This is a genomic window from Pseudarthrobacter sp. PvP090, assembly GCF_040547365.1.
Taxonomy (GTDB): Bacteria; Actinomycetota; Actinomycetes; order Actinomycetales; family Micrococcaceae; genus Arthrobacter.
The window spans coordinates 61,401-77,526 of record NZ_JBEPPO010000006.1; the positions used below are offsets into that span (position 1 = coordinate 61,401).

Below are 16,126 nucleotides of genomic sequence, written 5' to 3' on the forward strand. Positions count from 1 at the left end.
CCCGGCACCACGCGGAGAGCCCCGGGACGGCACTGCGGGACGTCACAACTGACTCAACGGGACTGGGCAACTCCTGCGTTTCGCTGGTGGGTTCCCTGTGTCTTTTCTGTGCTACTTTGGCTCGGACCGTAGCGCTGCTGACGATTCAGCCACTATTGAAAGGCACTCATGGAACGCCGCAAGTTTCTTACCGTGCCCTTGGCGGCGCTGGCCGCCCCCGGCGCCCTGCTGGCCGCCAACACAGGATCGGCCCAGGCGGCTTCGGCCCCGGCCGCAGTCTCCGCGTATACGTCCCCTGCCAACACCCTGAAGGGTTTCGGGCACGGCGGAAAGGACGCCCTGGCGCTCACGCAGATCAAGAGCCTGAACCTGGACTGGCACTACACGTGGGGCTCGCACCCCAATGTTACGACCACGCCGCCCTTCGTCCCCATGATCAAGAGCGCCAGGACCCTGCTCGAACAGGACGCAATCGGCTACGTCACCCGCCAGCTGGCGCAGACGAAGACGAAGCACCTGCTGGGCTTCAACGAGCCCGACGTCAAGGCCCAGGCGAACATGAGTGTGGACCAGGCAATCAGTCTGTGGCCCAAACTGCAGGCGACGGGACTCCGGCTCGGATCTCCGGCGACGGCCAGCCCGGGCAGCGCGTGGCTGGCGGATTTCATGGCTAAGGCCAGAAATAAGGGCCTTCGCGTGGACTTCGTGACCACGCACATTTACGCCTGGCCCAGGGCCGACGACTTCCTGAACAAAATCACGATGCTGCACGAGAAGTACGGCAAGCCGATCTGGGTGACCGAGTATGCCGTGGCCGACTGGGGCGCGACCGCAGCAAACCCGTGCAAGTACAGCCGGGCCGAAACCGAGGACTTCATGCGGGCCACCGTCGCGGGGCTGCGCGCGATGCCGTTTGTGGAGCGCTTTGCGTGGAAGACCCGGCCGGCCGGCGACATCAAGATGGCCTGCTCATCCCTTTTCCATACCAGTGGCAGCCTCACCAGCACCGGACGCCTGTACGCGTCGCTGTAAGAGTCCTGGAGCCTCCCGGCGAGGCCGGGCACGCGTTAACGACAGAGGCCCGGTCCGGACGAGATGATCTCGTCCGGACCGGGCCTCTGCGTATGCTCGGGTTTGGGCGCTGCCCCTAGAGGGCCGGAGCGACTTCCAGGAGTTCGCTCTTGTGGCCAAGGGAAACGACGTCCCAGCCGGCCGCGTTCCAGACCCCATGGTCCAGAACGTTGCGTCCGTCAACCATCTTCTTGTGCGTGACCGCACTGGAAAGCTCGGCGGGGTCGATGTTCACGAATTCGGACCACTCAGTCAGCAGCATGACCAGATCCGCGTCGGCAACCGAGGTAGCCAAGGAATCAACGTAGTTCAGCCGCGGGTACCGCTTGGCAGCGTTGGCGTTGGCCGCGGGGTCGTAGACGCTGACGTCTGCACCGCTGTTGAAGAGCCTTGCCGCTACGTCCAGCGCCGGAGAGTCACGGACGTCGTCGCTGTTGGGCTTGAACGCGACGCCGAGGACCGCAATGCGCTTGCCCTCGAGATCGCCGAGCAAAGTCTGCGCCACGTGGACCGCGCGGTCACGACGGCGGAGGTTCACTTCGTCGACCTCGTTCAGGAAGCGCATGGTGCTGTCCAGTCCAAGTTCGGAGACCCTGGCCTGCAGTGCCCGGATGTCCTTGGGCAGGCAACCGCCGCCGAAGCCAATGCCGGCATTGAGGAAGCGCCGGCCGATCCTGGCGTCGAGTCCGATCGCGTCCGCGAGTGTCCGGATGTTGCCGCCGACGGTCTCGGTGACCTCAGAGAATGCGTTAATGAAGGAGATCTTGGTGGCCAGGAACGCGTTGGCCGCGACCTTGACCAACTCGGCCGTCTCGAAGTCGGTGGAGATGAACGGGGTGTTCCGGCTGATGGCATCGGCGTAGACCGTGCGCAGGATCTGCTCAGCGGCTTCGGAGTCTCCACCAATGACCAGGCGGTCAGGACGGAGGGTGTCCTCCACGGCAAATCCCTCACGCAGGAATTCCGGATTCCACGCGAAGTTCACGGTGACGCCCTCGCGGGATTCCTCGGCAACGAGGTCCCTCAGGCGGCGCGCAGACCCCACAGGAACAGTGGACTTCCCGACGATCAGGGAATCCTTGGTGGCGGCCCGTGCGATCGCGGTGACGGATGCATCCACGTAGGTCATGTCAGCCGCGTGCTCGCCCGCCCGCTGCGGTGTGCCGACGGCGATGAAGTGGACGTCTCCGAATGCGCCGGCCTCTTCGAAGGAGGTCGTAAAGCGAAGCCGTCCCGAAGCCGTGTGCTTGCGCAGGAGCTCCGGAAGGCCGGGCTCGTGAATGGGCAACTCACCCCGGCTGAGGCTGTCGATTTTTTCCTTGTCCACGTCAACGCCCAGAACTTCGAATCCGAGTTCTGCCATGCATGCCGCATGGGTAGCGCCAAGGTATCCCGTACCGATCACGGTTAGTCGTAGTGTCACTAGTCCCCCAGTAGCCGCCGTTGATTTCTTATCTTGGGCGCAGGAAGCGCAACCAAACGCGTCCCACTATATATCGTCCGCACCGGATAACCCATCTCGTGTCGCTGGAGGTGGGTGGGGTTGACTTCCTCAACCGGCCGGCCGCCGGGGTTTTTCCGCTCTTGGGACCGTCGGAGGAGGTCCGCCGGAGATGCTCGTCACGTCCCGTGGCGGGACTACGATGGATCCGTGCTCCAGGCGCGGTCCGCCGGCGGTTCCCGGCGGCCGATGTCGCCGCACATTCGGACCTGGCCCGGCCCCACGCCGGGCACGCACCGGTCGGGCCCCAAGGTACACAGTGGCCTTACTCCGGTGACGCAACGCACATTCACCGGAACTGCAGCTCTTGAATCAAGAAAAAAGGATAACTCTAAGTGGTCGAAGACAGGCATTTGATTATCGCCAACGCTTACCCTGATGATCTGAATATTTACAACTATGGGTTTCTTCATCGGCGCGTCAAGAACTACCTGACATCGGGATTGAGCGTCGATGTATTCCGCATAGACACGAATGAGTCAGGGTTACGGACCTACATTTTTGATGGCGTCATGGTCACAACGGGGAACAGAGATGATTATGAGCAGTACATCTCAACATCCACCCATGCGAGTTTTCTGATCCACTTCCCGCTGGAATACATCGTTGCACCGATACGTCGCCATCGATCATCCACGCCGATCATTGCCTGGCTTCATGGCTATGAAGCCCTGAGCTGGCACCGGCGATGGTATGACAAAGTCGACTCGCCCGTTTTTATGGACAGGGTGAAAAGCCTTCGAACCAACGTAGAGAATTACCGGGTGCCGTTTCTTCGCGGGCTGTATCGCGCCAAGGATCTGGACATCCGGTTTGTCACAGTCTCCGACTGGTTCCTGAAGCACAACGTCGAACCTGATGCAGGGATCCGCGTTGCCAACATCAGCGTCATTCCGAATGTGGTTGACGCCAAAGTCTTTCCCTATGTCGCAAAAAGTCCTGAGATGCGCTTCAGGGTACTGGTCGTCAAACCCTTCACCGCGCAGAAATATGCCAATGACCTGGTAGTGAAAACCATCCTGGCCTATCGGTCGTCACCGAACTTTGACAAAGTCCAGTTCACAATTCGGGGCGACGGACCGATGTTCGATGAAATCCTGGAACCCCTCCGCGGCCTGGAGAACGTCGACATCGCCAAGTCGTTCCTCCGCCAGGACGAGATAGCCCGGCTTCACCATGATCACGGGGTTTTCCTGAGTCCCACGCGCTGGGACTCCCAAGGAGTCTCCATTGGGGAAGCCATGAGCTCTGGATTGGTGCCGGTCTCCACGGCAATATCTGCCATTCCGGAATTCGTTGCCCACGGAGAGAGCGGCCTGCTGGCCGGTCCAGAGGACCCCGAAGGTCTGGCGGCCTGCCTGGAACAGCTGGTCGGATCACCCGAGACGTTTAGTCGCCTGTCCGAACAGGCAGCGCGCCACTCCCAGGAAAAGTGCGGCACCCACGCCACGACCGACAGGGAAATTCAGCTCATCCAGGATTCGAACTTGGGGAGGACCGAGGAAGAGGGCGACGTCGCCTGGGACGTCGCCTACGCAGACCTGCAGGATGAGCTGTTCTCGGTCTTCCAATACTTCTCTGACCGGCTTGCCGCCCTTGACGTACCGGACTCTGGCCAAACCCCCACGAGTACGTAGCCGGCGTGGGCCCGGGCCGGGCGGGCGTGGTCGCCCGGCCCGGCGTCCGGCGTGTCCGAACGCGGCAGCAACGACTCGTCAGTTAGCCCTGGGTGCTAACCGGAAGCTATATCCGTCAGCGCCTTGACCATCAACTCGGCGGTACTCTGCTGGCTTCTCTCCGCAAGCATCCTGGCACGTCCTTCGACCTGCGCGGCAGCGTATGCTCCGGAACTCAACATGCGTCCCAAGTCGGACTCCAGATCGGAAATCTCGCGGCCGACCAGCGGATAGTCCGCAAAGTTGGACCAGACGCCTACATCAAGGTTTGGCCCGACCTGAAGTCCCGCAATGCCCCGCGCCCCGGCGGCCAAACACGGCGTTCCGACGGCCAGGCTCTGCATTGCTCCGCGCCCGGCAGAGACACTGAAGACTGCCCTGTTGAGCAGGAGCGGCACGACGTCGGCACCCACCCACCCACACATCTCCAGAGTCACGTTCGGGTGGTCGGCGAGGAACATGTTCAGTTCCCGCTCCACCCGGTGGCGTTCGGGTCCGTCGCCGAGGATTTTTATGTCCCACTGGATGTTGCTGCCCAGGTTTGAGAGCCCGCCAACCAAGTGCTTGAGAGCAGTCACCTGGCTGCGTTTGTCCTTGTCGATTCTCGACGCCATGACAATCGAACCGCGTCCGTCCGTTATCTTCTCATCAAGGCTAAGGAGTGGATACTCGAACCGGTCCATGCCTACACCGTTGGGGGCGACGTGGACGCGTTCAGGCTCTATTCTGCACAGATCCACGAGCAGATCGCCGATCTGCTCAGTGGTCACCAGGAACCCGTCGACCAGGTGCTGCCACGTGTAGACAAAATCGTGGTGGAACCCATGGAACATCGCGACCACTTTGGTCTTCATGACCTCGTTGACGAACAGGGCGAACTTCCGCGACTGGAAGGGTTGCGCGAACACCAAGTCATATCGGGGCCCGTTCCGCACTTCCTCGGCAACGTCGGTCCAGTCGGCCCAGTCAACGCGGATCACCCGGGCGCCGGCTTCCTCGCCCTTCTCGGCAACGAGTCCGTCCTGCACCACCAGGGTTACGTCGTGGCCCCGGGCCAGCAGCGTTGCTGCGGCACCGATGACGTATTCGTGGAGCCCACCCCACTCGGCAACCGTATAGGCCGGTATTAGAATCCTCACGAGTGCTCCTCTTCGATCACGGTCAGCGGGCGGGCTCGGGGCGGTCAAACTCCAGACCCAGGCCGACCGACCCCAGGAGATCAACGAGAGCCGCTATCTGGCCGTCAGAGTTCGTGGCCCCGGGCCCGCACACGATTGTGGACACCTGGAGATCGGCAGCGAACAGGACGGCGACGGCAAGGAACGGGTACAGCTGTTCAACCCCGGAACGCTGCTCCGCGTGCAGCCAGGCGTTACTGGACAGTGTCAGACGGTCGAACGAAAAGAAGCGGCCGGTTGCCAGATCGGAACGCACGACGTTCAGGCCGATTCTCCGGGTCTCATCCAGCGTATTAATTCGCTCCGACCCCATGGCAGCGTCTTTTTCCAGCGCAAGCTCAAGTCCGCCCAGCCACGTGAGCGTTCCCGCGCCGGAAGATACGTTGGTGGGCACGATCGGCCCGTTACAGGAAAACCGGCTAATAGCACTTGCAACAGCCGACGACATGGCGAACGGCGCGTGGAACCGTCCCCCCATGTGCTGGCCGAAGACCAAAGTTGCGGCCACTGCCGCCCTGTCGGCCCAGTTTTTTGTCGGCGAGGCATCCATCCAGAATTCCGAGACCACCGGGTAGGTGTCGAAAGATTCCAGGTCATGTGCCACGAGCCCACTGCGCCCTGACTTGTCATTGGTCCAAGAAATCTTCATTATCAGTTCACCAATTCCTGAATGCGCAGTCCTGTTACTTCCGTGTCCAGCCCATCGCCGTTACGCCGGTAGAGCGCCAGATCGGCCTCACTCCGGCCGTCCACCGCAAGGGCAAAGGCCTCAAGCGCCTTTGGCTCATCCTCGAAGACATAGACGGTGAAGGCGAACCTGTAATCGTGGGAGATGGACAGCGTGATCTGCCGTTTGCGGTCGGCCACCTCCGCCACCACGGCCGGCGGTTCGGCGTCGTCGGAATTGGTCCAAATGATGGCTGCCGGTACCCGGCCCGGCTTCGCCAGGCTTCCGGTCAGCCCTTGGAGCCGGCCGCGAAGGGCCCGGTCCAGGATCTCCGCAGGGGACTCCGTCGGGAGCTCCGTTGAAGGGCTAAGCATGCCCTCCAGCCGGCCGACTACGCCCAACTGCCGCATGGCGGCGAGGTCCTCCAGCGTGACGTTAAGGAAGTCGGCATACTCGCCGACGACCTTTCCGGTTTCATCTTCCTCACACAGGATGTAGCTCGTGCTCTTGAGCTTCTGCAGGCGGCTGGCCTTGTTGGCTACATTGCCCTGGACGTGAAGTGAACGCACCGCGAGATGGTCGGGCAGGTACTTTCCGAAGCTTTCCTCGAGCTTGCCTTTCTCCGCGATCTTGGGCCAGAGGATAGCCTTGCTGTCTTCCTTAAGGGAGGCGATGTCGCTATCAGAGCCGGCGAACTGGAGCATAAACCGGGACAGTTCGGCAGCATACTTCTGCCGTGTCCCGTCAGAGTTGCTGACCTGGGTGGGGTGCATGCGGCGCAAAAACAGCACCCTGCCCGTGTGCACCCACGACACGCCGGACCTCATCATGCGCAGCGCCAAGTTGTGATCCACGGCGCTGGAGATTGTCTCGTTGTAGCGGAACTGCCGGATGAGGCGGGTTTCCACGAGCCACGTGGCGTGGCCCGGAGTTTGACCGGTCGTCAGGGACACGGGCATGCAAAAGCGTTCCCTGATGACATGGAGGACCATTTCGCCGGTGACGTCATCGAAGTTGACCCAGGAACCGTAACTGGCCTGCACGCCGGCCTTGATCCCGGAAAGGCTAACTTCAAGCCGCCATGGCAGCATGATGTCGTCGTCATCGTGGACGGCGGTGAAGGTGCCCCGGGAAATATCGGCGACTGCGTTCCGGGCTGCGGCGATTCCGAGGTTTTCCTGGTGGACATATATAACGCGCTCGTCGTCGAACGACTCGACGACGCTCCGCGTGTTGTCAGTAGATCCGTCATCAACGACGATGAGTTCGAAGTCGCCCACCGTCTGCATCAGGACGGAGTTGATGCTGTCCCTCAGGTAGTCCGCCCGGTTGAACGTTGCGATCGCGACTGTCACCAGCGGAGGCGCATCAGCCGGGCGGTTCTTCCAGCTGGTCACGTTGCGGATGTAGGACTCGTCCTGCTCAAGGGCGGTGAGCCGTTCCGCTATGTCTGCGGCCGAGTCCGCCCTGGCCGCGACCGTGTCGGTCTCGTCCACAGTCGGTGCAACGAAGCAACGGACGGCTTCGGCGGCGCGCTGATCGAAGACCACACCCATGCGCTTCATGCGCAGCTTCAGGTCGCAGAAAGCGCGGGCCGTGTCTTGTTGCTTTTCGTCAAACCCGCGGAGGCGCAGCAGCGAGCCGCGGTCAACGATGATGGGGCTGCCTGGCGCCCAGACGGAACGGCTGGCAGGGACGAGGGCTGCATCAGTCCAGTCCAGTGTGTTTTCCAAACCGGCGGCGAGCTGAGGCGAAAGTTCCCGGCCGGGGATGAGCACCATCCGGCCCGGTGCAGACCGGACCCGCTCGACGACGTCCCTCAGTCCGTCCGGACTGAACATCAGGCAATCGTCCAGGGCGAGGATGACCTCGCCGGTGGAACTGGACAGGCCGTTGTTCAGCCGGACACCGGCACTGTCCTCAGGGCCGCATCCGACGACCTGCAGCCCGGTCGTTGACTGTGACCCCAGTTCCCGTTCGATATCGTCAACAAAATCGTCTTCAACCAGCAGGATAATTTCGTGATTAATCCCGGCGAGTGCGGCTTCGATTGTTTTCGTCGTAAGTCTTATTCGATTTGCGCCAGAGCTTGTGGCATTAACAATGACCGAAGCCGTCACTCGCGTGCTCAATTGAAGCTCCCTAGTGGAATAGTGCGAACTATGCTGTGGACCGGACCCGAAGCGGTGGTCACGCTTGGCAGGTCCAGTTGGGAGTACCAGAGCCGGCTTATGACGGTCGGAATCAGCTCGGGGGCCAGCTCCGTCCGCCAGGCCCGGACGCCGATCCGCACGGAGTCAAACGGCGTCTCGCTGCTGAGGAGGCGCGGAATTCTCGTGACCGTCCCGGACTGCATCTCCGGCACATAGGCGAAAGCCCGCTGCAGTCCCTTTGAGTAGTTCCAGTTCATGTCCCGGGGATCCAGCGGCTGGGAGCCGCTCAAGACGTCCTCCAGTGTGAGGACAAACTGCTTGTCGGCACGCACATCAGCCCGCGCCTGGATCCCAATCGATAAGGAAGTCCTCGGCACAAGGAGTTTTATTTCGAAGCTGTGCAGGCATTCATTGTCGCCAGTCAATCTGTATTCCCTCGTCATAGTAGATTTCTTCGGCGCGCGGCCGATCTGCAAATCCGCATGTTAAATAGGGAGGACCCCCAGAATGTCATCGCCATCCACCCTACACGATGGCGCTGAAAGACCCTGAACAGCGTTTCGCATGCACTTTGCATTCGTTCGGTCGCGCGCCCGGCACTAGATGCCCGATCTATTGAGCAGAGAAATTTTCATTCACTGTTCATCTTGGAGTCGCCGAGGGGTGTCGCGAAGACTTCCTCATGCGCCTCTTTGAGATGCCGCAGGAATCGGCCCCGCGAGGGCGGCTCGTGCCCTTGCTGCATCGGCTCAAGCACGAGGCGCAGTCGCCCGTTGGGATCGACACCACCCGTCGCTGGATCCATGAACCGCGCTGCGGCGAAGGGTGCATAGTGATCCTCCACATGGCCCGTGTCATTTGAATTCTGGACGTAGCGCACGTAGTTGGGGATCTCGGGATTTGCGTAGAGCCTGCGGAGGTTGACCCTCTCCGGAAACTCCTCTTCGACTGCGTCGATTGTGTCGTAGCCGGGGAACGCCGCGTTCACGAAAACCTTGTGGACCCAAGGGATGTAGTCCCCCACACGGGTCTGCGGGGAGAAGCTCACTGCCAGGGAACCCGGCAGCCGGTGCGAAACGGCCATTGCCGCAAAGCCACCGCCGCTGGATCCGGTGAGGACTACGTGTTCGTAGCCGCCGTCGGCCGCCACCTGCCGGACAAGGTCCGCAATGTCGTCGGGAAGGTTCTGCTCCGCGGTTCCGATGTACCAGCACAGCGGCAGGTTTTCGCCCAGCTCGAGGGTCGAGTCCGCTATGAGGAGGACACCGGCGTCCAGGTCCGTGAGCGTGCGCCGCCATTCGAATCGGGGGAGCTGGTACTTGGACCGCTGAAGCGAGCCGTGGAAGGTTACGATCAGCGTCTTCGACGCGCTGGGGGCGTAGAGACCGACAATGTCCAGGGGCCCGCCGGAGAGGCCCGGCACGACGAATTCGTAAGGCTCCGCCGGTTCGTGGCTGATCTCGCTGGCCGAGCCGATGCGGCGGATCTCTACATTGTTTCGTTCATCCCAGGCCGTGTCGGCGGTGGTGTTCGGTAAATTCACGGAGTCTCTCCTGCTTCGAAAGCGCCCACATTGGAGCCTGTCAGTGCCAGCGGAGCTTCCTCCGCCGGGGAATCGGGAATTGTCAGCTTATTCGGTTTTTCAACGTGGTCGCCGATGGACTTTTGTCCGTGCCCGGACTGCAAGATGATCCGCTGTGTCCGTTCGTTGAGCGGAACCCACCGAATGGAGCCGTTGAATACGGACAACAGGTTGCGTTCAACCGTCCCGACCTCGTACTTGTGTTCGTCCGTTTCCCAGTTGTAGGGCGGTTCGTCCGTCCACACGGACACGCGGTCCGCCGCATGTCCGCTGCGCAGCTCGCGGCTGTACTGGAAGGCTGTGGGATCGTACACGTTGACCACCGCGGACCGGACACGGTCCGTCACTTCGACCCGGATAAGACGGCCGTCATGGAAGGCGTCCTTGAGGCTCCTGGAAAATGACCGGTCGATCGAGGCGGTATGGAGGATGCTCGGATAGTGCATAAGGCCGACCCGTTGCCCCTTTCCGCCCGCAGCCGAAATATGTTCCAGCATTAGCTGGGCCACCGCGGTTTCGGCGCCGAAATCGCCGACAAACAGGATATCAAGTTCCAGGTCCTGCTGTTTCGCACCCGTCGGGAGGAACCGGGACGGTGCCGGGAACGCCCGCTCGGCAAGCGGGAAGTCCAGGTAGCCGGAGTGTTCCCCGGAATGGATCTTCTTGTGCCAGTGTTCGTACGAGTCCCGGTACGAGACCCGGTCCGGAGACCGGTAGCCGAGCCGGAAATCTTCCATGGAAAGGTTCGACTCTCCGACCAGGGACAGCGTCAGGGGCGCCTCGCACACTTCCAAGGGTTCCTCGCCGTTCACGAGTGCCTGGTAGCGGAGAATGAACTCCGTGTCCGCGGCCTTCCGGACGGAGTCCCAGTGGCCAAGGTGCTCGCGGATGGTGGGTGTGTGGAACATGGTGGAGACGTGGGCCGGCGTGATGAACGCCCCACGCCATCCGCGGTAGTGGAAGAACAGGTCCTCGTCCGCGCGCGTCCATGGAGCGGAGACGAGCCGTCCATCGGTCTGCTGCTGGGCCCCGCGGACCAGGAGCTCAATCTTCTGCGGGTGCTGCCAGTCGTCGCCGTCGAAAATCGTGATGTACTCGCCGTGGGCCATCGAGTAGCCGATGTTACGCGACGTGTAGGCTCCGGCGTTGGGCTCGTTGAGCACCACCTGGATGCGCCGGTCCACGGCCAGCCATTTGTTCAACCGCTCAGCGGCGTCCCCGCCGGAGCCGTCGTCGACAATGATGATTTCAAGGTTCTGGTAGCTCTGGTCGATCGCGGACTGAATGGCGAGATCGGTGAACTCGTCCGGCCGGTAGACCGGCATCACGATGGTGACGAGGGGTCCGTCCGTGACAGGGGCGGGGGTTTCCGCGCTGAGGCGGAGGAAGGCGGAGGACGGGCCGTCCGTCAGCGTGATCCGTGACAGTCCTGCCCGCTGGTACATGTCGTTGATGCCGATCAGCCAGGCGTCGAGGCTGGCTGTTCTGTCCTTGAACGGATTGGACGCGTTGGCAAGATACAGGTGCAGGTCATTCGAATTGTTTTCGTCGGCGTTGTAGAGACTGAGAAACCGCACGACGTCCTCCCCCTGCCCGGTCCGGGCCAGGGCGTCGAGGAAGAACTCGGCACGCCGCTTTTCTCGGAACGGCTTCGCTCCGAGCCGCTGGAAGACGTACTTGTACAGCGTCGCCGCATTGAGGATGTCGTCCTGGAGAATGTTCTGGCGGAAGCACAGGTCGCCCAGGTGCAGCAATACCGAACGCGGTGTCTTGTCCAGGATGGGCTGTACTGTCCGCCGGCTCTTGCCGCCGATCCGGTACATTTCCAGGGCAACTGACATGTCCCGCCAGCCCCAGCGGCCCATGGTGGCCGAGGCGACCAGGACATCACGGCCGTCAACTGAACGCAGCTTGGTCAATCGCTGGGCAAGCCTTGCCTCGGGGATCCGGGCGCGGGCGCCCCATTCAACAAGTGCCCCGGGGCGCGGGTCCTGAAGAGGAGCCGGCTTGGCTAACTCCGCGGCTGCCCGCTGCGCTGCCCGCCGGGACGTCTTGAGAAGCCTGTCCATGTACAGTGCTCCCACGGCAAGCGCGGCCGCGAAGGCCAGGCCCAGCAGCCCCAGGAGCCACGGATTGCGTGCATAGGCAGCGACGACCACCAGGGCAAAGAGGATGGCAAAGACGGCGGCGGCCGCCTTCTTTTTTGGGGACAGGCGAGCAAGCCTGCGGAGAGTTTGTTGGAGTTTCATTCCGTGAGCCTTCTAAAGATTCGGATGAGTCAGGTGGGCGGATTGATCCGGGTGCTGGACCTGGAGTGCGGCAAAGTGGCTCCGCATGGCATCGAGCCGCGTTCCGCAGGGACCGCCCGGAACGGTGCCGATCTGCGGCGGCGGCCGGAACCCGTCCCATTGTTCGGCCACGCTTTGCAGGAACACGCTGTCGTCGGGATTCCAGGTATGTCCGCCATGCGAATCCGCGCCCGAGCGGCGATGCATGACGTAGTTCTGGCCGTGGGAGCGGTACACCAGACCTCCCGCGGCCTGGACGGCTTGCAGGAGGCAGCGGTCGACGGCGCGGTGCACCGGCCGCCATCCCCCGAGTTGGCGCAGATCGTCCCGGCCCAGGAGCATAGTGCCGCCTGCCACGTGGTCCGAGTACTGTTCCCCCTGCGGTGGCCTCCGCGTGGTGATGTCCAGGCTTTCCAGATAGACGAATTCGACCTGCGCACCGACCAGGGCTGCACCACTGAATTCCTTCGCGTGGACAAGGTCGCGAATGTGGTGCCGGCCGTACCAGTCGTCGTCGTCCATCTTGCACACGAAGTCGCCGCTCGCGGCACTGACCCCTGCGTTGAGCACGTCGCCGAAAACCATGTCGGCGGGTACCGACCGGACCTGCAGCTCGCCGCGATAGCCGGCGATGGCGCGCCGGATCTCCGGTTGCCCGGCGTCGAAGCCGTGCAACACCACCACGACTTCCAGAGCATCCCAGCTTTGGCGGGAGAGCTGGTCCAGCGCGGATGCCAGCTTCTCGGGCCGTCGCGTGGCCAGGAGCACACTGACCGAGGGCACGGGCATCGGCGGCTTACCCAGCTGGCCCAGCAACGTGTTCCACACCGCCCGGGGACTGTGGAGATCCAGTGCCGTCCGGCGCAGGTCGATCGATTTGGATTCACGCACGACATTCGGATCCGTGATGTCGAAAACCTGGAACCGATCCACCAGCTGCTCCCCCAGCAGGGACCGGACCGGTGCTGACAGCGACCGTGCCAGGACAGGCACGCCGGCGACGGCGAGCTGCGTCAGGCGCTGTGCCAGCGGTCGGTCCAGTTCGCCGAACCGGGCGCCGTCGACCTCCAGATAGCTGTGCGGCCTCAGGGCGGCGACGTCGGCCTCGCTCAGCCCCCGGCCAAGCTCGAGGGGGTTCAGGGCGCGCGTCGGCTTATCAGGGTAGGGCAGGAACCCCATGGGTGAGATGACAGCGGTGTCGACAGGAGGCAGTGCTGCCACCGGTGGAGTCAAGACCGCCGGGGTCACCCGTCCTGGCTGGTGCGTCAGCGCCCCGCTCCCGAGGACGATATCGACGGAATAGATGTCATCCGGGTCCGGCTGCAAGAGCTCTTGCGTCATGTAGCTCGCCATCGGATCGCCGGCCAGCCAGTCCGCTGCCAACGGATCCGTGATGCCGACGCGCAGTCCGCCAAGCACGGTCCGCGGCGCGGCAACAGAACAGCAGTTCAGCGCGGCCACAGCCGCGGCATGGACGTTGAGCCATTTGCCGCCTTCCACGACGACTGCGGTGCCCAGCCCGGGGACGGTCAGGGCCGCGGTGCTGGCCTTGACCTGCAGCATGCGGGGATTCCAGACCTGGAAGTCGTCCGCCGGGAAGTACCCCCGGATGACAAGGACGAAGCGCTGTGCCCTTCCCTCGCTACGGAACATGGGCAGCAGCTTTCGGGCTGCGGCCAGGGACTCCGCCTGGACAACGTAGTTGTGCCACCACAGCTGATCCGCACCGACGGCGTGCTCCCAGTCGGATCCGATCTGCGGATCGCGGTGCTCCCAGTCCGTGCGGGCGTAGTCCAGGCCCAGGTCCAACGCCAACTGGGCCATGGGATAGTCTCCGGAACCGACGGAGACGCTCTTGATGTGCATGCGGCTAGCTCCCCGACCGGCCGGCGCGGGACTTGAGCCGGTTGAGGACATAGGCCGGCCCCTTGCGGGCAACCGCGCGGACGCGCGAGAGTCCCCGGTTCGGCGCGATCCCTTGTTCGAGGCGCCGGCACTCGACAGCCGACCTCTTCAGCCGTGCCTCCAGTTGCCGGATCTGCTGCTCATAGTCCAGGCGCGTGGCGCTGTCCGCCAGGTCCCGGACCACGATATTCAGGTCAAGGGTCGCTGCAGCGCCTTTGCGGAGATGCAGTTTGGGCTTGGGACGCCGGTAGTCGTACAGGCCCAGGGCACTGCCGGACGCCCACCGCTCTCCCCCGGCGCTGCGCGCCGATTTCTCCGGGTCCCCGGTTGCCGCAAGGGTCCGCAGGGTGGCCGTCTGCCACAGTTCGACCGCGCCTGGTTGTCCGTCGACCAGGGCCCGCAGGACCAGCGCGTGCGTCTGCTGCAGGCTGTCGATCATCGCCTCCAGGGAGTGCGTGCCCAGGGCCGTGCCGGCCCAGAGGACCAGCGTATAGGTGGCCTCCGCAACCTGTTGCCCGTCGGTCCGGACGAACGAAAAGCGGCTGTCGGTCGCCAGCCAACCCTCCAGCCTGGGCCTGCGCCCGTCCGCCACGAGAATGTCGACTGCGAAGTCCTGGCAAGCGGACCCTAAGAGCGACGCCACCGTCCCCGCAATCTCAAGATCGGCCGCTTTCGCGGCCCGGACCAGGATCCGGACAAGCGGAGTCCCACGCCGCGGTGTGTGCAGCGCTTTGAGGTCAAAGCCGGCCAGGCGCAACTCGTCTTCGATGGACTCTGAGGCTGTTTGGTTTGTCCTATCCACCAACGTTGGCCCCTACGGGGACAGGCGTCCAGGCGGAGTCCACGGGATCGGCCTCGTTCCAGATCCCCTTGGTGTCGATGACCAGCTTCCCCTCCAGCGACGCGGGCTGGATCGCCAGGAACTCGTCATGGTCCACCAGAAGCAAGACCAGGTCTGCGGCCGCCAGGGCCTCATCCGTTTCGTGCAGCCGGGAGATGCCCGTCGTGGCCAGGGCCGAGGGGAGTTCGTCGACATTGGGATCGACCACCAGCACTGTGCGACCCGGCAGCTGCCGCACCAGCTCCTCGACGATCGTCACCGACGGCGATTCCCGGACGTCGTCGATGTTTGCCTTGAAGGCCAGTCCGAGGACGGCCACGGTGGCTTCCGGCATTTCCGCGAGGGCCTCGACGGCCTGGCGCACGACGTGGTGCGGCTTGGCGTCGTTGACTTCGCGGGCCGTCCTGATCAGGTCGGAATGCTCCGGAACTGCGTCCACGATGAACCACGGGTCGACGGCGATACAGTGGCCCCCGACCCCGGGGCCGGGCCGAAGGACGTTAACACGGGGATGGTGGTTCGCCAGTTCGATCAGCCTCCACACATCGATGCCCAGCTTGTCGCAAATGACGGAGAGCTCATTGGCAAAGGCGATGTTGACGTCACGGAAGGTGTTCTCCACCAGCTTGGTCATTTCGGCCGTGGTGGCGTCCGTCAGCAGGATTTCCCCCTGGCAGATGACCTCATAAAGCCGTTTCGCGAGCTGGGCGCCCTCATCGGTGAGCCCGCCGATGACGCGGTCGTTCGTCACCATTTCAATCATGATCCTGCCCGGCAGAACGCGCTCGGGCGAGTGGACGATATGCACCTGTTTTTTGCCCGGGGCGTCTTCGAGTGACAGGTCGGGGCGCAGCTCCATAAGGAACGTTCCCAGCCGCTCCGTGGTGCCGGGCGGGGACGTCGATTCCAGCACGACAAGCTCACCCCCGCGGAGCCTGGGCGCAAGGGCCTCAACGGCGCTGTGGAGATAGGAGAGGTCAGCGCCCTTGCCATCCGCCAGGGGCGTGGGAACAGCGATGATGAACGCGTCGGCCTGGGGGACAGTGGACATGGCGACCAGGTTTCCAAGGCTCACCGCGCCGGAAACGACCACGCCCATGTCGGGTTCCACAAACGGAACCTCGCCACGGTTGACGGCGTCGACCGTTGCCTGTTTGACATCGATACCGGCCACGCGCTTGCCCTTCGCAGCAAAACTCGCCGCGGTGGGCAGGCCGATGTATCCAAGTCCGATGACCGCAATATCAAAAACCGTCTCGTCCAT

At 63.1% G+C, this 16,126-nt stretch carries 12 protein-coding genes; 2 read left to right on the forward strand and 10 right to left on the reverse strand.

Features of this window, described 5'->3' with window-relative positions; genetic code table 11:
- The first annotated feature begins 168 nt into the window (after window positions 1-168).
- On the forward strand, window positions 169-1,032 hold the full coding sequence (locus ABIC21_RS08470; RefSeq protein ID WP_354349966.1) for a glycosyl hydrolase: 864 nt from the start codon (window positions 169-171) through the stop codon (window positions 1,030-1,032).
- Between the two features lie 115 nt (window positions 1,033-1,147).
- Here ABIC21_RS08470 and ABIC21_RS08475 read toward each other — a convergent pair whose 3' ends face one another.
- Window positions 1,148-2,494: a UDP-glucose dehydrogenase family protein gene (locus ABIC21_RS08475; RefSeq protein WP_354349967.1), complete on the reverse strand. Its 1,347-nt coding sequence runs from the start codon at window positions 2,492-2,494 to the stop codon at window positions 1,148-1,150.
- 413 nt (window positions 2,495-2,907) lie between these two features.
- Between ABIC21_RS08475 and ABIC21_RS08480 the strand changes: the two genes are divergently transcribed.
- Window positions 2,908-4,209, forward strand: coding sequence for a glycosyltransferase family 4 protein (locus ABIC21_RS08480; RefSeq protein ID WP_354349968.1), 1,302 nt, complete (start codon window positions 2,908-2,910; stop codon window positions 4,207-4,209).
- 95 nt (window positions 4,210-4,304) lie between these two features.
- On the opposite strand, the gene ABIC21_RS08485 is transcribed toward ABIC21_RS08480, so the two are convergent.
- From ABIC21_RS08485 to wecC, 9 genes are all read right to left on the reverse strand, one after another.
- Window positions 4,305-5,387: a glycosyltransferase gene (locus ABIC21_RS08485; protein WP_354349969.1), complete on the reverse strand. Its 1,083-nt coding sequence runs from the start codon at window positions 5,385-5,387 to the stop codon at window positions 4,305-4,307.
- A 22-nt stretch (window positions 5,388-5,409) separates the two neighbouring features.
- Window positions 5,410-6,075 carry a hypothetical protein gene (locus ABIC21_RS08490; protein WP_354349970.1) on the reverse strand — a complete coding sequence of 222 codons (666 nt, stop codon included), beginning with the start codon at window positions 6,073-6,075 and terminating at the stop codon, window positions 5,410-5,412.
- A 2-nt stretch (window positions 6,076-6,077) separates the two neighbouring features.
- Window positions 6,078-8,225 carry a glycosyltransferase family 2 protein gene (locus ABIC21_RS08495; protein ID WP_354349971.1) on the reverse strand — a complete coding sequence of 716 codons (2,148 nt, stop codon included), beginning with the start codon at window positions 8,223-8,225 and terminating at the stop codon, window positions 6,078-6,080.
- On the reverse strand, window positions 8,222-8,689 hold the full coding sequence (locus tag ABIC21_RS08500) for a hypothetical protein (RefSeq protein WP_354349972.1): 468 nt from the start codon (window positions 8,687-8,689) through the stop codon (window positions 8,222-8,224). Before ABIC21_RS08500 ends, ABIC21_RS08495 begins: the two co-directional genes overlap by 4 nt.
- A 188-nt stretch (window positions 8,690-8,877) precedes the next feature.
- Complete coding sequence (locus tag ABIC21_RS08505) at window positions 8,878-9,789, reverse strand: alpha/beta hydrolase family protein (protein WP_354349973.1); 912 nt, start codon at window positions 9,787-9,789, stop codon at window positions 8,878-8,880.
- Window positions 9,786-12,077, reverse strand: coding sequence for a glycosyltransferase family 2 protein (locus tag ABIC21_RS08510; protein WP_354349974.1), 2,292 nt, complete (start codon window positions 12,075-12,077; stop codon window positions 9,786-9,788). Before ABIC21_RS08510 ends, ABIC21_RS08505 begins: the two co-directional genes overlap by 4 nt.
- 12 nt (window positions 12,078-12,089) lie before the next feature.
- Complete coding sequence (locus ABIC21_RS08515; protein WP_354349975.1) at window positions 12,090-13,982, reverse strand: glycosyltransferase family 2 protein; 1,893 nt, start codon at window positions 13,980-13,982, stop codon at window positions 12,090-12,092.
- Window positions 13,983-13,986: 4 nt separating this feature from the next.
- Window positions 13,987-14,823, reverse strand: a complete 837-nt coding sequence (locus ABIC21_RS08520; protein WP_354349976.1) for a hypothetical protein — start codon at window positions 14,821-14,823, stop codon at window positions 13,987-13,989.
- Complete coding sequence (wecC, locus tag ABIC21_RS08525) at window positions 14,816-16,126, reverse strand: UDP-N-acetyl-D-mannosamine dehydrogenase (protein WP_354349977.1); 1,311 nt, start codon at window positions 16,124-16,126, stop codon at window positions 14,816-14,818. The genes ABIC21_RS08520 and wecC overlap by 8 nt, the downstream gene beginning before the upstream one ends.